A 24121-nucleotide genomic window follows, 5' to 3' on the forward strand; every position below is an offset into this window, starting at 1 on the left:
GACGATATCGCTACCGGTACAGGGGGGGCAGCGCATCTCCTCCGGACCAGCGCTCCGCAACGCGGCCAGGCGCATTTTTGGATATCTGCGCAATCGACTGACAAGCAAGAGAAAAGTATGAACACAACAATAACTACCGCACTGAGGGAATGACCATGCGTACCTCCTCAGATCGCGAAGCTGAATTGGCCGCTTTGTTCCAGGCTCGGTTTTTTGAGCGCCTGCGTGACGACTGCGACTCTGGCGTGATCGGCGCCTACGAACGGTCTCCGCTCGGGCCACACGATGACAAGACTCGAAGGGTCGTGCGTGGGCTAGGCGGGGCGTCTATAGCCGGCAAGGCGATTGTCATTTCGCTGGGTATCGACGGGCCATGGGGCGTCGGGAACATTGTGATTGGAGAGCCAGGCAACTTCGTTCGAAGTCCAGGCATTTTCCTGACTTACGACGACGCATTGCGTCACGTTTTTTCGCTTCGATGCCGAGCCCTTTTCGCTGCCGAGTCGCGCGAAACGGATTCTCAGTCGCATAACGGATGAAATGAGAATGAACCAGGTCAGTCAGCAAATTTTCGGCTATAGCGACGGATTCTCTGTGTCGCCGGGTGAAAGTCTTTCTTTCAGGGTAAGTTGCGAAGGGGTCGCGCGATATGACGCCTCGCTTGTGAAGCTTCGACACGGGTTTACGGGGGAGTCGGGCCCCGGTTTCCTTGAGACGCCTGTTGAGTCGTCGTTCGAAGGAAGCTACGAGGGTATCCAGCATGTGTGCCAGCCGGGCTCTTATGTGGAAATCACTGACAAGCAAGGACTTCTGCGATCCCCTAACGGTTTGGTTATTGAAGCCCATGTCTATCCGACACTGCCGCAAGGAACACGCTCGGGCAACTTCGGGGCCTACCACGTAACGCAGAACTCATTTGAGAGTGATTCGAGTCTACAGGCCATTTTGGGAAACTGGTCCGTGGCAAGTTGTTCTGGCTACGCCCTTGTACTGGAGGAAGGGCGGCCAACGTTTATATGGGTGGCAGATGGTGAGACAAAGAAATTTTCATTGGCAACGCCACTTATTGCACACCAGTGGTATCGCGTCATAGTCAGTGTCAAATCGGATGCTGGGACGGTCTGCCTGGAGCAGACACCAATCGACAACATCATGAACCGTCTCTCAGCGAGTGCCAGTGCCTTGCGCGCAGAATCACGTACTGTCCCGTTCGGCGCGAGACTGACTGAAAGCCAAGCCCCCTTCAGGTTCGGCACGAGACTGACTGAAAGCCAACCCCCCTTCAGGATCGGGGCGCTGGCCTTTCAGCAAGACGGTCGATGGCTGGCGAATGCAGCCTACAACGGAAAAATCGGTGGAGTCCGCATTCTGCGTCCCTCTCTCGGCGATGCGGCTGTTTCCGAGCTGGCCGCCTGGCACTTTGGCAAGAGCCTTCGTGACGATGGCCTGTTGCTCAGCGATGTTGTAGACGTGTCCGGAAACGGTTTGCATGGACGCTGCTTCAACGCGCCGACACGGGGAGTGGCGGGCCATAGGTTTAAGGGGTTGAGCGACGACTTTCGGCGGGCACCCGACGAGTTTGATGCGATCCATTTTCACGACGATGACATCACCGACGCCCAGTGGCCAACGGCGTTCAAGATTCAGGTCCCAGACGATCTCGCGAGTGGTGTATACGCCGCGAAACTGAGCAGTGCAGGCGTTGAACAATACATCCCGTTTTTCGTCAGGCCGGGACGTCAGAAACGCGAAGTGGCGGTGCTTTTCTCTACGGCGACTTATCTGGCGTACGCCAACGACCGAATAGCCTTTGAAGCCAATGGCGCGGAAATCATCGTCAGTCGAACACCGATCATTGATCGTCAAGATCTGACGCTTCAAGACCATCCTGAATTCGGTCGTTCCTGTTATGAAATCCATAACGATGGCTCTGGCGTCGTCTTCGGCAGCACTCGGCGTCCCATCCTGACGCTCAACCCCAAACACCGCGCCTGGTTCCAGGCAGAGGGCGTATGGGGGCTTCCTGCCGATCTCTGCATCGTTCATTGGCTCGACACAATCGGTTGTGAATTCGACGCGCTGACGGATGAAGACCTTGATCGCGAAGGCGTCGACCTGCTCAAGGGCTACAAGGTTCTAATCACGGGCAGTCACCCAGAATATGTGACACGCAACGAACTCAACGCGATCGAGGCTTTCACCGGGAACGGCGGACGCTTGATGTACTTGGGCGGAAACGGTTTTTTCGCAACCGTTTCATTTGATCCGGAAGAGCGGCATGTCATGGAGTTGCGCAGGTCCGATGCGGGTACACGCCCCCACGAGTCGCCGTTTGGCGATCGCCGCCACCAGACCTCCGGTGAAATGGCCGGTCTATGGCGCAACAAGGGTAAGGCGCCGCAGCGACTGCTAGGCGTGGGGTTCGCCGCGCAAGGCTTCGACCGCTGCACGTATTACGAACGCCTCACCGACAGCTACGACCCACTCGCCGCATTTGCGTTTGAAGGGATTGGCAGTGACGAGCGCATTGGCGACTTTGGAATCATGGGCGGTGGTGCCGCCGGCGCGGAGATCGACCGGTACGATCCGTCATTAGGGGCCCCGCCGGGTGCGCTTGTCCTGGCGACTTCCGGGCCATTGTCGGATGCCTATCTTCTCGCCGCCGAGGACGTCTACGAATCAATCCCTGGCATTGGCGGGACCGAGCAGTCTCGTGTGCGTGCGGACATCGTTCTGTGTCCATTGCCAGGAGGGGGCGGCGTGTTCTCAGTGGGATCGATTGCCTACACCGGTTCACTTTCCCACAACCGTTACGACAACAATGTCGCGCGACTCACCGGCAATGTGCTCAAGCGGTTCCTGCACCCTGAAGCGCTGGACGTCATCATCGATTGCAATTGACCGTCCATTCAGATGCATGAGTGCCGAGCCCGGCCGATGCTTGGCCTCGGGGAGCGGACCAGGCTGCCGTGCATCCATTGATCGGACCCAAGGGGCAACCACACCCGGCTGCTCCTTGGGCGCGACAAGTTCATTGCAATAAAGGCGCCGTGCACTCATACGAAAAGCGCGGTTCGCTGGTTCGATAGTCGACAGTAAGAGGCAGCTTCTAAACTGAAATTCATCGACGGCAAAAGACCCACCTTGATGTTTGAATGAATAGGTCCTGTCCAGTCCCGATGTGCAAATAACAAAAGCGGTGCGCGGTTCCACAGCAAGTGCTGATGATATGCGGCAACCGTACCTAAATAATGTCCGGGAGAAGATCCGGGCCAGTCGTCAAGGGGCAACAAAAATGAGCGATACCTTGGTCGTACCCAATGATAATAGTCAACTCAGCAAGAAACTTTCGCTGACGGACGTCCTTGTCTACGGGTTGCTTTACTTCGTTCCGATTGCTCCAGTCTCTGTCTTTGGAGCGATTCACAACACGTCCAGCGGACTTACCGCGCTGACCTATACCATGGCCGCCATCGCGATGGTGTTCAGTGCGATCAGCTATAGCGAGATGGCGAAACGAATTCCTCTTTCGGGATCGGTCTATTCCTATGTGACAAAGGGCACCAACGCTACATTCGGCTTCATGGCGGGATGGGCCATCCTGCTGGATTACCTGTTGCTCCCGGCACTGCTGGCGATCCTTGGCGCAGCGGCCTTGCAACCCTTGTTTCCCAGTATCGACAAGGTGGTTTGGCTAGGAATTTTCGTCGCCGTGCCCATGATCGTGAACCTGTTCGGTATCACCGTTAACGTAAATGTGGGGAAGGTGCTGCTGGTTATCCAGCTGGTTGTTCTCTCGATTTTCGTCGTCTTTGCGGTGGGTCTCATCGCCGAAGGCTCGGTTTCCAAGGAGCAACTGCTGGCGCCTTTCTACAACCCTTCGCAATTCAGCCTGTCCGCAGTATTTGGCGCCGTGCCGATCGCTGCCTTGAGCTTTATCGGTTTTGACGCTGTTTCAACGTTGAACGAGGAAGCCGAAGGCGGCGGTAAAACCGTATCGCGAGCCACGATGTTGCTGCTTGTGATCGTTACAGTGCTGTTCGTTGCACAAGTCTACCTGGCGTCTGTGTTCGTTCCCTTGGGATCGACATTCCAGGATGGCGCCGCTGATGTTGCCTTTTACACAGTCAGCACCCAAGTGGTGGGGACATGGTTCCTGCCGGTCATCACGTTGACGAATGCGTTGATAGCTTTGCTGGCTAATGCACTTATCTCCCAGGCCACCACGACAAAAGTCATCTACTGCATGGCACGCGATAAAAAGCTGCCTCGTGTGCTCGCTAAACTTAATAAAAATGAAGCACCAACGACCGCGTTATACCTGGTCGCTGCGCTCTCGCTGGTGATTGCCATTGTCGGCAAAGATCAGATTGGAACCATCGTAACGATGGTCACGTTCGGCGCATTGTGTGCCTATGTGATGTTGCATGCTTCTGTCATCGCTTTCTTCAGGGGTAAGACTGATCGCTCTTTCTTCAAGCATCTCGTTTCACCTGTGCTGGGTGCGGCCGTCCTCTGCTACGCACTGTTCAGCGCGAACTCGAACGCCCAACTCGTCGGTGTCGCATGGCTCGTACTCGGTGGCATTGTCGCGTGGATTCTGAAAGGCAAGCAATCGTTGGATATACCCGTATAGAGCCCACTGTGACTTTAGGGCCGCATGAAAAACCACGTGGCCGATACGAAAACCTGTCGTAACTCCCCAACAGGACGGCTGACTTAGTCAGCAAGTTATTGTCCGTTAAATATAAATTTTTTCTGAGTGCAGGCATCTGGCGCCAGCACTCATTGGAGACGCCTATGCACATTAAGATGCTCATCAACGGGGAATTGGTCGCAGGCGAAGGTGAGCGACTCGCGGTAATGAATCCTTCTCTGGGGACCGCGCTAGTGGACATTGCTGAGGCTACGCCTGCGCAGGTTGATTGCGCAGTGCAAGCCGCTGATGCCGCTTTCGAAAGCTGGTCCCAGACCACGCCAAAGGATCGCTCGCTGTTGTTGCTCAAACTGGCTGACCTCATCGATAGCCATGCTGTAGAACTGGCCCGGCTAGAATCGAATAATTGTGGCAAGCCGTACGCGGCCGTCTTGGGCGACGAACTGCCTGGTGTGTCCGATGTGTTTCGTTTTTTCGCCGGTGCGAGTCGGTGTTTGCAAGGCTCGGCGGCGGGCGAGTATTTACCAGGTCATACTTCGATGATCCGGCGCGATCCCGTGGGTGTCGTCGCCTCGATCGCGCCTTGGAACTATCCACTGATGATGGCCGCGTGGAAACTGGCTCCCGCCTTGGCGGCCGGCAATACCATTGTCCTAAAACCTTCCGAACAGACACCGCTGACGGCGCTTAAGTTAGCCTCCTTAATAGCCACGGTTTTCCCTGCTGGCGTGGTCAATGTTGTGTTCGGACGAGGGCCCACTGTTGGCAAGCCGCTCACTACCCACGAGAAAGTGCGGATGGTTTCACTGACGGGGTCAGTGGCCACCGGCAGTCATATCATCGCCAGCACCGCTGACACCGTTAAGCGTATGCATATGGAATTGGGAGGAAAAGCCCCCGTCATTATTTTCGACGACGCAGACATCGATGCGGCTGTAGAAGGCATACGTAGTTTCGGTTTCTATAACGCTGGCCAGGATTGCACCGCAGCCTGCCGGATCTATGCGCAAAAAGGCATTTACGCTCGCTTCGTTGAAAAGCTCGGCATCGCCGTATCCAGTATCAAGTTTGGTCTTCAGGATGATCCTGAGACTGAGCTGGGGCCGTTGATCACCCAACAGCACTTGGACCGTGTTGTCGGCTTCGTGGATCGAGCACGGTTACTGCCACACATAGAAGTTGTGACGGGCGGGAAACGCGTGGAAGGTCCCGGTTACTTCTTCGAACCCACGGTACTTGCCGGCGCGCGGCAAGACGACGAAGTGGTGCGCCGGGAGATTTTCGGCCCGGTGGTTTCTGTGACCGAATTTGAAGGCGAGGCGCAGGTACTGTCTTGGGCAAACGATTCTGATTATGGCCTGGCATCATCGGTGTGGACCTCTGACGTAGGGCGAGCTCACCGTCTTGCGGCACGCCTGCAGTACGGCTGCACCTGGGTCAATACCCATTTCATTCTGATGAGCGAGATGCCACACGGTGGTGTAAAGCAGTCCGGCTACGGCAAAGACATGTCGATGTACGGCCTGGAGGATTACACCGTGATTCGCCACGTGATGGTCAAGCACTGACCGAACTGTGGCGCCGACTCTGCGGCCACACGAATGTTGAAACGCACAAGCGCGGTCTTACTTTGCAGGCTGCGCGTAGTACCAACGCCGAGTAGGTGAAAGCACTTATCTGACTGACAAAAAATATTGTTCATCCATGAGGCAGTCCTATGTTCGATGCCATGTCTATTCGCCTGAAGCTCGTGCTTTTATCCGGGCTGTGCCTGCTCGGCGTGATGGGCCTGATCGTCGGCATGAATCTTATCAAAGCAATCTGAACAAGCAGATGATCAGTTAATCCAGCAGCCAGATGCTCACCGGCAGTGGCGAGAATTTGCTACTGGCGAAAGCTTCTGAGCAGGCTGCGAATTCACGAGTGGAGTTAATACGATGGTCCTTGCCATTGCGGCGGTCCGACACGCCAAGCCTCGCGCCAAAAACTTCACCCTTCCTGATTTTGATGGCCTCGCGCTTTTCGTCAATACGAAAGGCACCAAGAGTTGGCACTTTCGTTTTTCTTGGGCTGGCAAACAGCCTCGTATTTCGCTAGGTACTTATCCTGAAATAGATCTACGCGATGCTCGCGCTCTGCGTGATATCGCCAGGGCGCTGGTCGCGAAGGGTATCGATCCCCGCGATCAGCGACGCCTTGATGCCAAACTGCGGGCCGAAAAAACACCTTCTTAGGTCGATGTGATGCACATCTTCGGCCCTTAGGGGGGAGAGGAGCGGGACCGCTCGGGAATTCAAGCGGTGCTGAACTGGGTTGCCAACTCTTTCGGTCTATTGCTGGTTTTTAGCTCGCCCGCACACCCGAAAGCTAAGATCGTATCCTTAGACTTTTCGTCCCGGAGTCATAGTGCTGATCGACGGCATGGCGTTTCCCTCAAACCTACCTATGCATCCAGATGAATGGAGCTTAGGCTAGAGCTAGGGTTATCGAGACTATGCTAGGATCGGATAGCGCAGATAACTGGTGAGGAGATTTCCATGAGCGTTACAGAGCAGTCGGGCGTCTCCACCTTGGTCGGTACGCCTAAGGAGGCTCGGGCGAGCTTAAGCCGCTCGCATGCGGACCGAGTGCTGGTCGTGTCTTTTGATCAGGTCAACCTCAGCGTATTTGAGGCGTTGGCGGAAAACTTTGCCAATGTGGCTACCTCAATGTACGAGGTGCTGCAGGAGCGTCAGGACCCTAAGTCGTTAGAGCGCCTGGCCGAGGTGTTTGTGACGCGCAAGCCGCCTTCGCCTCGCCTGCTCAAGGAAGCGGCAATGCTGGTCAAAGCCCGCAAAGCGGTCCTGGAGAGCGGTGACTGGTTGACCGCCGCAGACATCGCCCAGGTGGCCCAGTTGAGTACCCGCAACCCCAGTGCTCAGCCCAACAAGTGGAAAAAGCAGGGGCAGATTTTTGCCATCAATCACGGGGGAGTCGACTATTTCCCTGGTTACGGCTTGGATCCGGACGTGGGCTATAGGCCGTATAAGGCATTAGCCAAAGTCATTAATGCTTTTGGTGGCAGCAAGGATGGCTGGGGTATGGCTTACTGGTTCCGCTCAGATAACAGTTTTCTGGGCGGAAAAAGGCCTCAGGACCTGTTGGCATCGGCGCCTGATCGGGTGATTGCTGCAGCACTGGATGAAATCCAAGGCATTGTCCATGGCTAAGCAGCGTACCGAGTCCAGTGAGGGTAGGGCGACGCCTCCCACGGATTTGGCGGCGTCCGTTACCCCAGTGCCTGCGGCTACGTTGCACGTCACTTTCACCGTGATCGCCAAAGGCGATGTGCTTCACCGTGTGCACCAGGATAAGTATCAGCCTGATCAATTCAATCCTGGTGTGCACGGCAACGCACGCTTCAGCCCGATCCAGGATGATCAGGGGCGGGCGATTCCCACCTTGTACGGCGGCACGACAGTTGAGTGCGCCTTGATGGAGACCGTTTTCCACGACGTTCCCCACACGGCTGGCTTCAAGAGTTTCGACAAAGGCAAGCTGGCTGGGCAGGTGCATTCTGTAGTTCAGGTCAGCCAGCCGCTGCATTTGGTTGATCTATCCAGCGTGGCCCTGCGTAAGTTGGGCGTCACGCGCAAACAACTGATTGACACTGAGAAAGATCAATACCCTGCGACGCGCAAATGGGCCGAGGCAATCCACCATCAGTGTTCAGATGCCCAAGGGCTGTCTTGGGTGTCGCGACAAGATGATTTGGCACGTGCGGTGGTGCTCTTCGGTGACCGAACTCCTGACGGTGCGCTCCATCCGCAGGGGGCGTCACGCAGCTTGACCGGCGACTCGACTGTGTTCGACACGGTGCTCAATCTGGCAGAGCGGATTGGGGTCGTCATCATCGCGGGAAAAAGCTGAGTCAAAATGACCGAACAGTGGCCCCTGGAATCCGCTCTCTGGGGCTGGAATTGCCATTCCTCAGTCATTAGATCTTGCTGAAGACGGCGGGCTTTGATGGGGGCATTGATGGATTCTTCCGTACAGGCTTGCGTAGCATCGACGGTCAACAAATAGGTCTTCTGTGCGTTCTAGGAGCGGACGGTGCTTGTCCCGGAACACGCAGCAATAACATGATGGCTGGCTCCGTGCTGGCCTAAAATGCGGAGCTCGGTATGGACGTCAACCAGATGTTAAATGATGAACTGGTGAGCCGGCTGGAAGAGAAAATTCCAGCCATGGCGAAAGGCGCGATTAAGGCGGCCTATATCAATACGCTGGCGGCCGGACTCAATGTGATGGAAATCAGGAATGGCATGCTCGTTGAAACAACGGCCGATGGTCCGCACACGGTTATTCGGATGGCCAAGCCCAAGCATAAGGTAGCTTCGGGCAGGATTATCAAGGTGCGCCACCTTTCATAATGGGAGGTTGAGAGCGCCCGTATCTTCACGATTTCGCCGCGCAGCGCGCGGGAAATCTGCATATTCGTCATGCAGTCTTTGTGCTTTGCGCGAAAGATAGTCGCCAAGCTCGCCATCGCATGGGCCGTCAAATCAGTGACCCTGGGCTCTCAGCTTAGCCAAGCCCTGCTTGATGTGTCCGGCATTTTCTCCGATGGTGTGAAGTGCACCTCGGACGTTGGCACCAATCTCCGCTGCACCTTGGTCTTCTACCTTCAAGGTAAGCTCCATCACCGCGGCCTCCAAGGCGAGCTGATTTTGGTACAGCCGCTCGAGCACATCAGAAAGTGAATATTCGGTGGGCATTGTTTCGACTCCAATCGAGGACTCAAGAGCGTAGCAGCGGAAGGGACGGAAACCAAAGGGCGGTAGGCCGAGAAAGTACTTGCTGAGATTCAGTGGCAGCAATCGGCCGATAGTGTTGAAAAAGTCGCTCCGTTCAAACTGCCTGGAAAATTGACCGGGGAAAACGCCATTTTTGCACGCTGCTACGTGAAATCTGAGCCCAGAAGCTTTAGCCAAAAGTAAGGATTTTAATCTCAGATGCGTACTTTTCTGCCATGGATACCAAGGCCGACTTTTCCAACAGAATCGGCCAATAGCTGCCGGCCGTAGAGGGCCGTCTTACCACCAAAAGCAACAGCGCTAATCGGGTGCAATTGCCGGTCATCTCTGATGCTCCGCGCTGCTCACCCCATTGCGTTAGCTCCATGATTGCGGCTTCAAGCGCAATTTGGTTTTGATTGATTTTGAACAGTCGGGAAAAGAGCAGATTTCATACCACATTGTGGTTCCTCCATGAAAGAGAACAGCGTGGCAGGCAAGCGCTACTCCCGTTCAAGCTGCCTGGCGTCAGATGTCACCGCTTCCATGATAGACATCAGCTCCTCCAGCAGTTCAGAGTAATAACGAGTGACGTAGCCTGCGATGGCTTCGTTGCGCAAGAGGCGGACTAGATAACCTTTAGTCACAACCAAAACCAGCATTGTCTCGCCCAGGGTGTCCTCGACTTGCTTGTAATCATGCTGAAGATTCTCCATCTCCCGTTCCATGCGCGCAATGTCGACGGCACTGACTTCACTCGACTTTTTTCTCATCTCAACCAGCATCTCCGGACGAGATGCTGCCAAGACCATTCGCGCATAGTTTCGAGTAAAACAGTTCGCTGAAATCATCATTTCAACCGTTTCGATTTGGCGGATGGGTTTCATCTGCCGCAGCGAGCGAAATACGTCCTGCGATACCATGCGAACCTTCAGCATCTCCGCCACTTCAGGCGCTATTCCTTTGAGTAAGTTTTCTCTATCGTGGACTTGATCAACATTGATCCCGAGCACAGCTGCAATTCGAGATGCGCCGATGCCTTTCTTCAGAGCAGATAGGATCATCTTATGCTCTTGAATCGGTGTCAGTCGGTTGATCTGTCGGTTATAGGTGAAGGCTTCATCATCAGTGGAGATCAAGCACAGTGCCTCAATGGCCCCCAATGCCTTGAGCGCCTCTAAGCGAAAGTGCCCGTCCAGAAGCAAGTATGAAGCTACTCCCCCTGCGATGAGGGGTTTGGGATGAACCACCAACGGCTCAACGACTCCCAATTCCCTAATCGAGCTCAAGATGCTGGCGTACTTTTTACTGCCTGGTATCAGTTGATCGACCCTACGGGAGGGCAGTATGCGGTCTAAAGGAACCGCAATGACTCGATGCTCGAATGCTTGCTTGACCTCTGTCATCACGGTGTCACCCCAAATATTCGGTCAGCGAGTGGTTTGGGCATATCCGGAATATCTTCGTTGCGAAGTAGCGTATTGAAGTAGTCATCGGCGAGCAATTTGCGCATTGCGGTGACAATAATCAGCAGCCGCTGTTCGTTGATGTCTGACTTTTTAATCATCACCTTCTGGCGTCGGACTTCGTTCTGATAAGCGCTGAGTAGCTTCTGAGGCGTAGGTTTTTCCGTGCGAGGCGCTTGTTGCCCGTATCGTTTGCCAAAAGTTTTACGTCTATCAACCAGGCGGCGCACCCTCATCAACTGTTCGCCTTTGAGTACGCCGCTCTCGTAGGCGTCGATCATTGCCTGCTGCAGATCGACATCCTTGGAGCGAGCAATCTCCACCGCCAATTTTATTGATAACCAACCTTTCTCCACCGCAGCGATTAGTCGTTCTTCTCCCTGCCGCAGTAGCACTAGAATTCCTTGGATGTAGCCTGAATCCAAGCAGGTTTTTTCGGCTATCTGCTGGCAGGTATACCCACGCTCTGACAGCATCTGGATTGACATCAAAAGCTCTCGGTTGGTGTGTTTTCGTCGTGCCAGGTTTTCAACCAACCCGATCAGGTACCGATCCGCTTCATTGGCGCTCACCACGATGCACGGAATTTTTTTCTCGCCCAGAGCTTGCAATGCTTCGAAGCGACCTTGGCCACAAACGATTTCATAGGGCTCGGTGCCGCTCGTGGTAGGTGCCACAGTAATCGGGCGTTTCAGACCTAACGCGGAGATGTTTTCAACAAGCCTGGCGAAGACCTGCTTGTTTCGCGCTCGTGGATTGAGCACCCGAATCTCCTCAATTGGCACAAGCTGAATTGTCGTCTCTTCGGCAACGTGCATCAGGGCTCGGCGATGGGTCTCGATAACAGTCATGCAACCCTCCAAGAATCACTGCGGCGTGAGAGCTCCGAAAGGATATCCAAGGTGTCGAACCGGTAAATTTCGAGGTTGGCCTGATTTCTTTCAGCAAGACGCAGCCGAGGGAAGCCAACATCGATTGTTGGCAGAATGTAGTAATCCAAGGCGGCTTCTTCTCCTTCCTTGATGCGAACCGCGATTGTTAAGTCGGGGCTCAAACCATGTTCGAAGCGGATGCTCCACCTCTTGCTGCCACTCGGTAACACTTGGCAGCGACTCAGCACCACCGAGATTAATATTTCTTTGTTAACCAAGATGAGGTCAGTGCTCGGATCTACCGAAACGCTACCGCCCACTTCGACAATTTTCTGAGTCGTTTTTTGAAGGAGCAGCGGGTGCATTTGCCTAAGACGTTTGTTGGCTTCGATGTATTTGTAGTCGCGTGCTGGTGAGTATCCGATTAGCGAATAGCACCGAAGCAAGCTCCCAAACCTTTGGAGATATGCGCTACTTGAGGGGCATCCTTCTGACTCGTCTATGACTAGGCCTGACAGATATCCAATACGTTGATAGATTGCCTTCAGTGACTGCAGCATCTCCTCATCGGGCATGCGATAGGAGCGCGTTTGGATGATCGATTGAGCACCTTTGAATAGGATGACGCTGACGATGGGACGAAACGCTTCATCCGCTCTGACCCACTCCTCAGGCGGGTTCTGCTTATGTGTTTCCTTCAATTTGAATGAGGTGTGATTCCACACGTTATTGCCAACATACTTTTCATTGATCAGAACCTGATGCACCGTGCCTCTCGACCATAATCTGCCTCGATCATTGAGAATCCCTTGAGAGTTCAGCCAGTTTGCGATTTCGCGTTCGCTCCTTCCTTCCTCGACAAAAAGCCGATAAATGTGATGCACAATCTCAATTTCAGCGGGAGGGCCAGGCACTAAAATGACACGATCAGTTTGGATGCTTTTATGCTCCCCAATCGCTAGTTCGTTCTTGGCCGCGCCGTGCCCATCGACCAGCTGCCGCCTCAATCCGAAACCCGCCGCGCCGCCTTGGCGATACCCCAGCTCAATGAGTCGGGATTGGCCGGCAAAGACCTTAACCGACAATTCTCGGCTGTATTCGCCTGCCATCATGCGCTTCACGCTTTTGACAATGTTAGATACAGGTGAACCGTCGTTAGTAAACTGCTCTGCGCAGTACTGGACGGATACTCCAGCCTGGCGGCAGCGCACCTCGTAACTGGCGCTCACATCGGGATCTTGAAAGCGACCCCAGCGGCTGACGTCATAGACAAGAACGGTCGAATAATCGGCTAACCCTTTCTCCACGTCATAGAAAAGTTGCTTGAGCGCGTCTCGGCCTTCTAAGCGCAAGCCGCTTTTACCCGCATCGGTGTATATCTTGTTTATTTCCAGAGCGTGAGTCGCTGCGTAAACGCGGATCGTATCGAGCTGATTCTCGGTCGAATATTGCTGATGCTCCGTAGACATGCGCACATACGCCGCCGCGAGGGCGGTGCTTGAAGCACTGCTAGTGTTGTACGCGCCAATGAGATTTTGCATCGGCAAGTCCTCGATCTGTTTAGTCGCCGCTGAAGCAAGCAGGTAGGCGTGAACAGTGACTTCGTTTTGTAAAAAGTGGCTCTAATTAAGGTAGAAGACCGGGGAGGGAAAAATGTTCACGAAAACGGGCAATTCTTTTCTGGCTCAACGGCAGTACGCAGCAGGCATTGCCAGGGCCCTGCATATGGAGCTCGGAGGAACGCACCAGGCGACGAAAACACTGATGAGGTGGACCAATGCAAATGAGAAAACGGTGAAGAACTGGATGGCTGGGAGCAACGGCCCCAGTGGGATGCACTTAGTGGCCTTGGTGAAGCATTCTGACCTGGCGTTGGCAGCTTTTCTTAGGATGGCTGGGAGGCCTCATGCGCTAACAGCTTCGGAGCTACCAGTGCTTAGGCAGAAGCTGCAGACGGTAATTGAGGGAATAGACTCTTATCTTCGTGTTGTAGATGCGGCGCTAGAGTAGATCGGGAGCAGTATCGAATATGGAACCGTTAGTGAGTGCTAACGCCATCCGGTTCCTGGGCTATATTGAAGCCGAGCACCATCAAGGCGCTGCATCATTTCGCCTACTTTCCATGGCGCCTCATCGTTAGCAACGGCAGCGTGATAATCCGCATGTTCACCATGATCTGCGAGCCCTGCCTCATGTCGAAGTGCTTGGCGCAACGTGAAGATTGATCAAGAATCGTGGCGTCCAATCCGACCCGTCCATCACGCACCAATGATAGAGCGGTAGCGGCCAGGGCGGTCTTTTCATCAATAATCGAGTACATGACTGTTCCCGTCGCCTGATCTTCCAGCCTGGTTAGTAAGACTTTCCTGGCTATGCTCCCGAATTTCCGCACTCGATTGCTTTGTCACCCGAGGTCGCAGTTGAAACCCAGATCCGGCCGTAAGCGTCAGGACGCTCGAACCGGATTTTCGGATGCCTTCGTGATACTCAGGAACGCGTATCGTCGCGGCGACGACTAGCCTCAACGTTGAGTTGGCCCCAGGGCTTGGTGCAAATCAGCGATCAAGTCCTCAATTGCCTCAATTCCTACCGACAGACGAATCATTTCGGGCTTCACGCCAGCCTTTGCTTGTTCCTGCTGGTTCATTTGCCGATGGGTAGTGGAAGCCGGATGGCAGGCAAGAGACTTGGCGTCACCGATATTGACCAGTCGCTTGAAGATTTGCAGAGCATCATAGAAGCGCACGCCTGCGTCATAGCCGCCCTTCAAACCAAACGATAGGATCGCCGACGGTTTACCCTGCATGTATTTTTGTGCCAGTGCGTGATGAGGATGGTCCGGGAGACCGGCGTAGCTGACCCATTCCACTTCAGCATGGCTCTGCAGGAATTGCGCAACTTTCAGGGCGTTGTCGGTGTGACGCTCCATGCGCAGCGCGAGCGTTTCCAGGCCTTGCAGCAGCAGGAACGCGTTCATGGGTGCCAGTGCCGCGCCGGTGTTGCGCAATGGCACTGTGCGTGCGCGCGCGATGAAGGCGGCGGGCCCGAACTTCTCGGTATAAATCACGTCATGGTACGCCGGCTCGGGCTGGTTAAGGCTGGGGAATTTTTCCGGGTATTGGGTCCAGGGGAAGTTGCCGCTGTCGATGATCACACCGCCTAGGGAGTTGCCGTGTCCGCCGACATACTTGGTCACGGAATGCACAACGATATCGGCCCCAAACTGAATCGGCTTGCAGAGGATTGGCGTAGCCACCGTGTTGTCGACCATCAGCGGTACGCCGCGGGTGTGAGCAGCTTCAGCCAGGGCTTCGAGATCAATGATGTTACCCGCCGGGTTGCCGATGCTTTCGCAGTACACCAGCTTGGTGTTGTCGTCGATCAGTTCGGCGATAGCCTCGGCAGAGTCATCTCGGGCAAAACGCACATCCACGCCAAAGCTTGGCAGCAGGTGGGCGAATAGAGTGTAGGTGCCGCCATAGAGTTGTGGGGTAGTGACGATATTGTCACCTGCGCGGGTTAACGTTTGGATCGCATAATGGATTGCCGCGCTGCCGGCCGATACGGCCAGCCCTGCCACGCCGCCTTCGAGGGCGGCCATCCTTTGTTCCAGCACATCATTGGTGGGGTTCATGATTCTGGTGTAAATGTTGCCCGGCACGTCCAGGTTGAACAGGTCGGCGCCGTGTTGGGCGTTATCGAATTCGAAGGCAACATTCTGATAGATAGGCACTGCGACAGCCTTGGTGGTCGGGTCCGACGTGAAGCCATGGTGCAGTGCGATGGTGGCGTCTTTCATGATTGGTATTGATCCCTTTAAATTATTCTGGATTTTGCGGCATTAAGATCCTCTCGAAGTCGATTATGCCGATCGTTGAGCGCTTTGACCCGGTAAGTCGAAATCTACCGTAGGGGTTTACGCCCCCCCTCGGCTATTGGGAAACAATTGAAATCAAGGGCCCCGAAGGGCCCTAGGGTCTAGTCGACACCCGGAATCAAGGGCATCCAACTGCTGCTTGAAATCAGTTTCCCGTAAGGAAACAACGTGATGACATTTTCTTGAGTCGAGCTGTTTGCGTCGGTAAACCAGCGGCAACTGGGGCCCAATAAATCAGAACTCCAGTGAAGCGCCGTCTTCCGGAATCGCTACACGGTTCTCAATACCGTGCTTCTTGACATAGGTGCGCAGTTCTTCACGAGTCAGGGACCTGTGATTGATTGCATCCATGTGTACGGCGACGATCTTCGCGTATTTCGCAGCCTGAGCGGCGCGTAGAACATCTTCCTCACCCATGATGATCGACCCCTCATATCCGGTCATCATTGCCTTGCCTGCATTCAGTACGATCACTTCGGGGTGATACTTCTCAATGGTCTGGTCTACCTCTTTACGCCAGACCGTGTCACCGGCAAGGTAAAGGGTCTTGTAGCCTGGCGCTTGAAAGACCACCCCCATGGCTTCACCTAACGGCTTTGCCAGGGCTGGCACGGCATACATTTCATCTGTGCCATGTTGACCACCGGTTTTCGTAATTCTGACGCCGCCGAATTCAGCGTCGCCTTTCAGGACGCGCACATTCTTGAAGCCTTGTGAACGAATCAGCTTCGCATCGTCCTCATGTTGAGTGAATAAAGGGATGTCTTTAGGTAGGGCTTTTTGCGCGGCGTCGTCCCAGTGATCAAGGTGCGTGTGAGTGACGATCACTGCGTCGACGCCGGCGATAACCTCAGAAGGTGACTCGGTCAGATCAACCAATGGATTTCGGAGGTTACTGCGGTAGGTATTTTCAAATCCTGGGTAAGCGCCCTTTTTGGCGAGCATCGGATCGATCAGGAATGTCGTTTCACCGTAGGTGATTTTGGCCGTCGCGTTACGAACTTGCTGTAGATCCATTTTAGGGGACGCGTCAGGTGCCGTTGGGGCATTTGTGCCCGCGAATGCCGACGTGGTCGCGGCTGCGCAAGCCATGCTTAGTGCAACGCGAAGCGTTTTAAAACTCATGAATTCAGTCTCCAGTTGGTACCTCAAGGCTTCATTCTTGCTGAATGCTTTCAAGGCTGACAGTGGCCTGAATGACATATTTCGATATAATCGGGCCAATCAGTTTTTCGTTTCCAGAACGGAAAGAGGGGGAGGCGACAGCTCAATTCAGCCTCTGCCAAGCATTTAACCGAGGGCGCGCGCCCAGATACCTGCGAGCGTAACGACAAGCCCATTGGGCCAAACCGAGGCTACCTGATGCATTCCATACGTGTTGCTGTCTTGGCTTTTGATGGCGTAAGCCTGTTCCATCTTTCTGTACCCGGGATGGTGTTGGGGGCAACTCAGTCCGCGCCTGGCGAACCTCATTACGAGATCAAATACTGCGCAGAGACGCCGGGAATGGTGGCAAGCGATCAAGGCCTCGGTTTAGAGGTCACTCAGGGCCTGGAATTGATGGCGGCATCTGACCTGATCATCATCCCTGCGTGGGGGGATCAAGCGGTTTGTGCATCTGCCGAACTTGTGAAAGCGCTTCAACTCGCCAATTCCGAAGGAAAGCTCATCGTTGGGTTGTGTCTAGGCGCATTCGTGCTTGGAGATGCCGGGCTACTTGATGGCAAAGAAGCGACCACGCATTGGACTGCTCGAGACGAGTTTGCGCGACGCTTCCCAAATGTTCGTTTCAGGCCAGAAGTGCTTTATGTCAGCGCTGAGAATATCGTGACGTCAGCAGGAACCGTGGCGGCAATTGATTGTTGCCTTCATTTGGTTCGCGAACGACTTGGAGCCGAGGCCGCGAATCGCACCGCGAAAATGCTGGTCACACCGCCACATAGGCAGGGAGGACAGGCTCAATACATAGAATATCCTGTGCCGCACCTATCTAGAGAGACGCATTTGTCTGATGTACTGGAATGGGCTCGGATGAATCTGTCCAGTGACCTGACGCTCGACGTCCTGGCGGACAGGGCAAAGATGAGTCGGCGCACTTTCACTCGGCGCTTCAGGGAGGCTACCGGCAGCACCGTCTCTAAATGGTTGAATGCCCAGCGCGTTGTCAGGGCGCAGGAACTGTTGGAAACGACTGACCTGCCCATTGAGTGTGTGGCGGGTGAAGCAGGGTTTGGCACCCCCTTATCCTTGAGGCAACAATTCGGCGTTCAGCTCGGCACCTCGCCTTCTGAGTACAGGCGAATGTTTTGTCGTGAGATGAGCCCGGTCCGAAAGACGAGCGACAGTGAGCACACTGCCGGACTGTCAAGCTAAATGACTGAAACCGCGAAGCTTCAGATCGGATTCAGGGGCATGCATTTAACGACGTCTCATCGAAGCACTATGATCGGTACGACTATTTTAAAGAGAAACAGCATGGGCTGCAGCGTTGGTCGTTGTGGCTGGAAGAAATTATCATTGAGAATAAATGAGGGGTCATTATAGTCAGGCACATTAAGCGAAATATTTCGCTAAGCTGGTAGTGCCAGCTTAGCGAAACTTTCTGTATAGTGATTGAGCCTAATCAAAAATATCATTCTTCCGCTTTTCTGCGTGAACTATTAACTGGTATTTATTTATTGTGTCGAGTATCTCTCGCTCTAAAGATCCTAGCATGGTCCATACTATTGATTGATCAAAGTTTTCTACCATCGCTTTGGTGTTTATTTCTAACGAGCCTCTTTTGCTTGATACTGTTTCTCGTGTCGCCTTGTGTATTGTTTTTTTCGATACTTTGTCTTCTTGATCTCTCATGTTGTTAATGATGGCGTAAACAATCTCATCTGAAAAGTAATGGCGTTTTTCAGTGCCGTCAGTGGTAAAAGATCTGAAATTCGAATTGCTGACGTTAATAATGAAGTTTGGAGCGGTAAGGTTAAGGAATTTTATGAGGGATTCTGTAGTTTTTTTTCGCAGCGTTTCCGTAAGCGCTTCATGGAACGGAGGGTAGTTCTCTAGGATGTACAGTTGTCCATATCGGTATTCGTCGATATAACTAAGAAAGCTCAACGTCTCGGCCCAGTTTTCGTAGTCTATCGGAGCCTTGTCATAAAACTTTGCCGCAAATTCATCACTTGATGATTGTATAAACGAGGCGGCGTGATATTCCATGATGCTCTTGTGAAGGAAGCTGACCTGCTCAAATCCATCATCCAGCATCAAACAAGCCACATTGGTGATGTCTTTCCTAAATCCTTCAATTTCGCAGTTGGAGGCAGGGGTGTATTTGAGAGCTCTTGTAAAGGCCTGGTCGAATTCGGAGTTCTCAAGGGTGCGTCCAAAACCTTGCTGCAAAGTCATGAAACAAAACGCATCGAATAATTTTTGTAATTTTGAAGCCGAGAGTTTGCTGTGATGCTCTCGCTCGAATCCTGGTTTATAACCATCATGCTGAATGAATACAGCGCTGAATAGTTTTTCAAAAAAATCAGGAAGCGTTGCGGGTATTTCAGTCTCGATTTGGTAAACCCGGACAAGCAGCGTGAGCATTAGCGGTGTCGTAATGACTCCCCGGATGTTTTCTGGTGCATCTACTATGGCTGATTGAATATTGAATCTTGTTATTGGGTCGTGAACTATTTTTCTCAGAAATGGTTCGTAATCCTCATCTTTCAATTCTGATAGCTGGTGTACATGAAATCCAGTTAAATTTTGTATTGCATGTGATGGTCTGGATGAGATAACGATTTTGAGTTCGTCATGGACTTTCTGCAGTTGAGATATGTTATATACAGTGTTTTTAATAAACGATGAAGGAATCTCGTCAAAACCATCAAGGATAAGTACAATTTTATTTTGGTTGGCTAAATAAGCGAATATGTCATTTCCCGATGGGATGCCTGCTGCTTCCATGAAATCAGTAATCAAGTTGGTGAGAGAACGATCGTGAGAGATCATGCGGAGTTCAATAAATATAGGAATAATTCCGCTCTCTACAGCAAAGTTGCATAATTGCCGCATTAATATTGATTTGCCTTGTCCAACGATTCCCTCGATTATTGAGGATTCGAATATTACCTCGTTAGGTTCTAAGTTTCTGGAGTGAGAACGGATTCGTCTTAGTTGGGAAGGATAATAGAAGTCATCTATAAGTATTCCTTTGTCTCTTGACCATACAGTTTTAACCGTGTTTATTCCGACTATAATTTTCGATAGCTTTTTGGCGGATGCGTCAGCAGACCATTTAAGGCGTTGGTCTTTGAAGAGTTTTATACCTTCTTTTATTACCGGAGCGATAATTGGTGTTAATGCTTTTGTGAGACCGCCCATGGTTATTTCAAGTGGCATACCTTTGTCCTATGAGCGATTTGATTTGATTATCTGACGTACAGACTGGCAGAAGTCTCGCTAGATACTGGCATATTGAAATCAACAAAGCCAGTGCGGAGTTGAGCACGCGGCCGTCCGTCGCGTCAGACTATGGCGTGCTCAGCATCTCCTATTGCAGTTCGTGGCGAAAATTCTCTTAGGTGTAATCAGTGGCATTCCACCCACTTGGATTTTTTGCCAAGCTACGATTGATGACTCTCTCCATCCAACACGTCCCGGCGATATGAGAACGGCCCTCGGAAACCTTCCCTCTTTGATCCCACGCCAAATGGTGGAGTGTGAAAGGGACGTCGCAGCGATCACGTCCTTTTCCCGCAAGAAACGATCCAGCCTACTCATTCAAAGTACTCCACTTTCCCATTCCGCCAGTTGCTGGTTTGAGGCGGGCTTTAGCCAGGTGCTGGTAACGTCTGTGATTCGACCGTACATTTAATCTCTCCATTCGGACTCTGAAATCCAAACTGGCAATTGACGTAGCGCGTGATCCCTTTTTTAGCTTTCGCAGTGGCATCGGTACAATTGCTGTCCAAGCTCCTTTTCATTGAATATTAGCTGAGGGTCCAGATCATTAGATCCGGTACTTGGACCGCAACGGTGGCGATCAACGCCATCGTCACGACCGCGCCGATCAATTGCCAAGACCCTGAATTTAAAGGGGTTAAGATGAAACATGCCCGTCTGGACGAAAAAGGTTTTTTCTTGGACTTTTATTACGATGATAGGCGCTGGACAAACAAGCCTTTTTTGTATCAAGAGAAATACCAAACCAGATAAAAATGTAAAAACATAATCCACCGACTTCGCTAAAACAGGTAGCAACCCTGCGCTTTAGCAGTAGTCGCCCATCGCGAAGGGCAACAATGGGTCGAAATCCGCCGTTCATGAAGGGCAGCAGTCGGCCAAAGCGGTCACTAACGCACACGCCGGTCCTTTTGGGGAATGGCCGCTTTTGTGTTAGTAAAATAAGTGCACAGCGGGTCAAGTGTGACCTGCAGCGTGTTGTTAGCTTTTTCGGTCACTAACGTTTCTTTTATATTTTTCAAGAAGATGCTTGTCATTTGCGCTCGCATATAACCGCCTTATAGCGTCGTCCCTAACAGAGGTTTTACTACACTTCGTTCCGTACACCCCATAAGGCACGGCTGCTTGTTTCTGCTCGAAGTCGCGAAGGATTAGACGTACTATTTCCAAAGCACTCAAATATCTTCCAGCAATCTCGACGAGATCGCGCGATTTGATATCTGAAATTATGTATCGGTGAATAACGCGATTTCTCAAATTGTAGAGCTCATTCAAACTATCGAAAGTCTCCACATCTATTACTTGAGATTTTAAGGCATCTTCGAATACCTTTCTCTCCATTATTCCCTTTTCTCCATCTGCCTGGAAAAGGTACGTAGTTTCGATGTCATTCGTCTTTTCCTTCAGCTGCTTTGCAATTACCAGGCTCAATCTTAAATATGCATCTATTTGATTCGCTGTAATCGCAATGATCTCAATACATGCCCCTGCGTCAATTGCTGTGTATAGAAGATCATGTGACGCCGCAAGAGACCCTGTGAATCGATCAAACTTATCGAGATCAGCAGCCAGTTTACGATCACTCTTTGGGACTATCACAACCGAGTATAGAATACGATTCACGATTGCAAGCTGCTCGGCAATCCGCTTGTCGCCTTCAAATTCCGCATCGTAGATATATTTACCTATCAATGCTTGATCAAAGTAAGCGCCGAAGAACAGATGTGTGCAAAAGTCGGAATTATCTGCCCTCGTCTCCTTCCAGCTTAACTTTTTGACTCCGCTTGGATTAGCTTTGGCGATGCTAGGAGCGAGCTCGCTCAACGGATAGCAACTTAGCTGAAAACAGCCTATGGGGTCTTCATAAGGTTGAAATCCGTAAGGCGATTTCTCTTCATAGTCCTTGAGGCCTGAATTAAGGTACTGCCAATCGATTGGCACTTGAATTAAAAGTATTCCGTTTGGCTCAGTCCAGTGTTTCATATATGCCTGCTATATCGCATTTTAGTCGCTCGAAAAAAACCTAACTTAACCGTTGGGGGGCAGAAAAGACCCGATTCTTTCGGGCACTTGTACCGCATGACGCTATTTGCCTATGTGTAACCTCTTTAGCCAGTTATTCCAAACGCTAGTCACGCGAGAAGGGCAAAAGAGAATTACGACAAAACCTCTTCCGAGAATACGAAGGCATCAGCATTGTGTCTACGCTCAATCATCGACTGAGCGTTTCAGTCCATCAACGTCCGCTTTTGGCCGTTTTCTGCCTGTCGTGACGGGGCGCGAACGACCCAGAGTAGTGTAAGAACGGACGTTGAGCCGCTTCACATCTAGAAGATGCTCGCCAGCAAGCCAAGGTGCATCAGCAATGTGAAGGACAAGCGGATCACACAGGTACGGTCGTGCTGCTGGGGGACGTTGTCTTCCATGATTGAATACGAGGTTATCGATGCCGAGCACCAGCTCCAGCACCATCAAGGTCATCAGGCCCAGCCAGGCCATGGGGGCACGATTCAGTTTGCGTTCCTGTTGAGGATGCCAAGCCGTTGAACCGGGTGATAGAGCCTGGTGCTCAGATAGAAATGTAAGAGGCTGATATGCTGGTGAATGGGCGAATCAACAATTTAAGCCCGGCGGGTATGATCGGAATGCTCCTTTCAGCGCTTACTCTGACCACCAACCTTTTTCCACTTGGCCGTACTGTAAACCACTGAACCAGCTTTCCAGCTGCACGTCCAAATTGGTGATCTGCGCGAGATTCTCCTGAAGTGGATCTAAGAGGTCAGCCTGCTTGTGAGCCCAATCAATCCACCTCTGGGCCACTTCGGGATCCGCCAGAGAGGCAGATTTAAGGCTGTCTTCGATACTCTTTATGAACGCCCGTAAGCGCTCGGCGCGTTCCCAGGACTCCATATGCTTAACGAGTGACCGTCTGAGGCGACGTTGTGTTTCTGCTTCTCGGGCGCGTTCAAAGCGACGTTTTTCATCCTCATCCCATTGACGTTTTCTCGCCTCCTCCTTGTCCCGAAGGGCTTTTATTGAAACCGAGGCCGACGTGATGCCGGACAGAATGCTAGGTAGTTTTTTCTCGAGCGGTGCGGTCTTGGTGTCCTTCCAATTTTTCCGTTCCCATAATCCATCCGCGCTTCAATCTGAAAGGTCAGCTCACCCGTTGAGGTCCACTCAAACTGTGGCCTTCGCAGAGACATAAAATCAGGTTCCCAAGGAGCACCGGGGCGGCGCTTGGGGGGAGGCGGGGGCGGTATCGGATGTTTGTCTAAGCGTTCCACGAGTCGCACGGCTATGGGCTCGTCGTTAACAGTGACAATGGTTTTTCCTTCAGCATTGATCTTCCATGCATAACCTTCAGCTTCACCTTCTTTGATCAGTGCATCAAACAGGATTGCGCAGCGTTCGATCAATGACGAGGAGATCATTGCATTCAGGACACGCTTGCCTGCGTAATCGAGGTAGCCATCTTTGAGCTTTGTTGCCTTTGCGCTTTTTAACCACTGACTCACCAGAGCGTGGGGCTCGGTCAATTGAGACGGGACTTCAATCATCCGCTGGACTGTAGGTGAGTTTGTCTTCGCATTATTCGCAGCGGGTAGGGGGGCACGGTCGAGAACTTGGAATTGGATCACGCCCTCAATAGCAGGAAGCTTGGGTTTGCGTGGTCGCTGCTTTTCCTGCTTCGCCCAGTAGCCACGGCCAGGGAGAGGGATGCCGGCTTTGCGGCAAGCCTTGGCGACAGCAACGTCAGACACACCGATGTCCTGAGCCAATTTGACCATCGGCGTTTCCCATACCTTTTCGAACAGTTCCGCAATGGTGAAGGTCACTAATGTGTACATGCAGTCTGCCATCCCAATCTATCGCGAGTTTAGGTCAACTCGGTCGGAGCGGATGTTAAATTTCGGAGAATTCAGGAAACAAGCGCCAATGCGAGCAGGTGCGCGGGTGTTGAAAATGCGTGCTTGCGTGCCTATCGGCACCTAGAGCGCAGGCTAGCTACCCGGCTACGGTAA

General features: G+C 52.5%; 19 protein-coding genes and 4 pseudogenes. 11 read left to right on the forward strand and 12 right to left on the reverse strand.

The genetic code is table 11. The annotated features are described in order from the left end of the window. The first annotated feature begins 546 nt into the window (after positions 1–546). From J3P88_RS12435 to J3P88_RS12470, 8 genes and pseudogenes are all read left to right on the forward strand, one after another. Positions 547–2901 (forward strand): N,N-dimethylformamidase beta subunit family domain-containing protein, encoded by a 2355-nt coding sequence (locus J3P88_RS12435; protein WP_434575565.1) that lies wholly within the window; start codon positions 547–549, stop codon positions 2899–2901. A gap of 394 nt (positions 2902–3295) precedes the next feature. Continuing rightward, positions 3296–4636: an APC family permease gene (locus J3P88_RS12440; RefSeq protein ID WP_434575567.1), complete on the forward strand. Its 1341-nt coding sequence runs from the start codon at positions 3296–3298 to the stop codon at positions 4634–4636. 164 nt (positions 4637–4800) lie between these two features. Next, positions 4801–6225: a gamma-aminobutyraldehyde dehydrogenase gene (locus tag J3P88_RS12445; RefSeq protein WP_434575569.1), complete on the forward strand. Its 1425-nt coding sequence runs from the start codon at positions 4801–4803 to the stop codon at positions 6223–6225. Positions 6226–6374: 149 nt separating this feature from the next. Continuing rightward, a pseudogene (locus J3P88_RS12450) lies at positions 6375–6568 on the forward strand (hypothetical protein); the annotation flags it as partial. A 26-nt stretch (positions 6569–6594) separates the two neighbouring features. Continuing rightward, positions 6595–6864 (forward strand): annotated as a pseudogene (locus tag J3P88_RS12455) (Arm DNA-binding domain-containing protein); the annotation flags it as partial. 330 nt (positions 6865–7194) lie between these two features. After that, a complete protein-coding gene (locus J3P88_RS12460; protein ID WP_434575571.1) occupies positions 7195–7866 on the forward strand; it encodes a hypothetical protein in 672 nt (223 codons plus the stop codon). After that, on the forward strand, positions 7859–8566 hold the full coding sequence (locus J3P88_RS12465) for an RES family NAD+ phosphorylase (RefSeq protein ID WP_434575573.1): 708 nt from the start codon (positions 7859–7861) through the stop codon (positions 8564–8566). Before J3P88_RS12460 ends, J3P88_RS12465 begins: the two co-directional genes overlap by 8 nt. Before the next feature lie 254 nt (positions 8567–8820). Then, the gene (locus J3P88_RS12470) at positions 8821–9069 is read left to right on the forward strand and encodes a hypothetical protein (RefSeq protein ID WP_053121558.1); all 249 of its coding nucleotides are present in this window, start codon (positions 8821–8823) and stop codon (positions 9067–9069) included. Between the two features lie 132 nt (positions 9070–9201). On the opposite strand, the gene J3P88_RS12475 is transcribed toward J3P88_RS12470, so the two are convergent. From J3P88_RS12475 to J3P88_RS12490, 4 genes are all read right to left on the reverse strand, one after another. Next, a complete protein-coding gene (locus J3P88_RS12475; protein ID WP_043042088.1) occupies positions 9202–9414 on the reverse strand; it encodes a hypothetical protein in 213 nt (70 codons plus the stop codon). 521 nt (positions 9415–9935) lie between these two features. Next, positions 9936–10838: a plasmid partitioning protein RepB C-terminal domain-containing protein gene (locus tag J3P88_RS12480; RefSeq protein WP_434575574.1), complete on the reverse strand. Its 903-nt coding sequence runs from the start codon at positions 10836–10838 to the stop codon at positions 9936–9938. Next, a complete protein-coding gene (locus tag J3P88_RS12485; RefSeq protein WP_434575575.1) occupies positions 10838–11749 on the reverse strand; it encodes a ParB/RepB/Spo0J family partition protein in 912 nt (303 codons plus the stop codon). Before J3P88_RS12485 ends, J3P88_RS12480 begins: the two co-directional genes overlap by 1 nt. Beyond that, positions 11746–13311 (reverse strand): recombinase family protein, encoded by a 1566-nt coding sequence (locus tag J3P88_RS12490; protein ID WP_434575577.1) that lies wholly within the window; start codon positions 13309–13311, stop codon positions 11746–11748. The genes J3P88_RS12485 and J3P88_RS12490 overlap by 4 nt, the downstream gene beginning before the upstream one ends. Positions 13312–13423: 112 nt before the next feature. Here J3P88_RS12490 and J3P88_RS12495 point away from each other — a divergent pair, with 112 nt between their 5' ends. After that, positions 13424–13780, forward strand: a complete 357-nt coding sequence (locus J3P88_RS12495) for a hypothetical protein (protein ID WP_434575579.1) — start codon at positions 13424–13426, stop codon at positions 13778–13780. A gap of 41 nt (positions 13781–13821) precedes the next feature. On the opposite strand, the pseudogene J3P88_RS12500 reads toward J3P88_RS12495, so the two are convergent. The 3 genes and pseudogenes from J3P88_RS12500 to J3P88_RS12510 form a co-directional block, all read right to left on the reverse strand. Then, a pseudogene (locus J3P88_RS12500) lies at positions 13822–14090 on the reverse strand (serine hydrolase); the annotation flags it as partial. A 201-nt stretch (positions 14091–14291) separates the two neighbouring features. After that, positions 14292–15569 carry an O-acetylhomoserine aminocarboxypropyltransferase/cysteine synthase family protein gene (locus tag J3P88_RS12505; RefSeq protein ID WP_434575581.1) on the reverse strand — a complete coding sequence of 426 codons (1278 nt, stop codon included), beginning with the start codon at positions 15567–15569 and terminating at the stop codon, positions 14292–14294. 312 nt (positions 15570–15881) lie between these two features. Next, entirely contained in the window at positions 15882–16772 is an 891-nt protein-coding gene (locus J3P88_RS12510; RefSeq protein ID WP_434575583.1) for an MBL fold metallo-hydrolase, read from the reverse strand. A gap of 237 nt (positions 16773–17009) precedes the next feature. Here J3P88_RS12510 and J3P88_RS12515 point away from each other — a divergent pair, with 237 nt between their 5' ends. Then, a complete protein-coding gene (locus J3P88_RS12515; RefSeq protein ID WP_434575585.1) occupies positions 17010–18020 on the forward strand; it encodes a GlxA family transcriptional regulator in 1011 nt (336 codons plus the stop codon). Between the two features lie 246 nt (positions 18021–18266). Here J3P88_RS12515 and J3P88_RS12520 read toward each other — a convergent pair whose 3' ends face one another. Next, on the reverse strand, positions 18267–20033 hold the full coding sequence (locus tag J3P88_RS12520) for an NACHT domain-containing protein (protein WP_434575587.1): 1767 nt from the start codon (positions 20031–20033) through the stop codon (positions 18267–18269). A 141-nt stretch (positions 20034–20174) separates the two neighbouring features. Beyond that, positions 20175–20414, reverse strand: a complete 240-nt coding sequence (locus tag J3P88_RS12525; RefSeq protein ID WP_434575589.1) for a helix-turn-helix transcriptional regulator — start codon at positions 20412–20414, stop codon at positions 20175–20177. Between the two features lie 255 nt (positions 20415–20669). Between J3P88_RS12525 and J3P88_RS12530 the strand changes: the two genes are divergently transcribed. Then, the gene (locus J3P88_RS12530; RefSeq protein ID WP_434575591.1) at positions 20670–20849 is read left to right on the forward strand and encodes a hypothetical protein; all 180 of its coding nucleotides are present in this window, start codon (positions 20670–20672) and stop codon (positions 20847–20849) included. 228 nt (positions 20850–21077) lie between these two features. Here J3P88_RS12530 and J3P88_RS12535 read toward each other — a convergent pair whose 3' ends face one another. The 3 genes and pseudogenes from J3P88_RS12535 to J3P88_RS12545 all read right to left on the reverse strand — a co-directional run bounded on the left by J3P88_RS12535 (position 21078) and on the right by J3P88_RS12545 (position 23947). Continuing rightward, positions 21078–22079 carry a hypothetical protein gene (locus J3P88_RS12535; RefSeq protein WP_434575593.1) on the reverse strand — a complete coding sequence of 334 codons (1002 nt, stop codon included), beginning with the start codon at positions 22077–22079 and terminating at the stop codon, positions 21078–21080. Between the two features lie 350 nt (positions 22080–22429). Beyond that, positions 22430–22595, reverse strand: a pseudogene (locus tag J3P88_RS12540) (hypothetical protein); the annotation flags it as partial. A 533-nt stretch (positions 22596–23128) separates the two neighbouring features. Next, positions 23129–23947, reverse strand: a complete 819-nt coding sequence (locus J3P88_RS12545) for a hypothetical protein (RefSeq protein ID WP_434575595.1) — start codon at positions 23945–23947, stop codon at positions 23129–23131. Positions 23948–24121 lie beyond the last annotated feature (174 nt).

The organism is Pseudomonas sp. Z3-6 (genome assembly GCF_051131985.1).
GTDB lineage: Bacteria > Pseudomonadota > Gammaproteobacteria > Pseudomonadales > Pseudomonadaceae > Aquipseudomonas > Aquipseudomonas zanjanensis.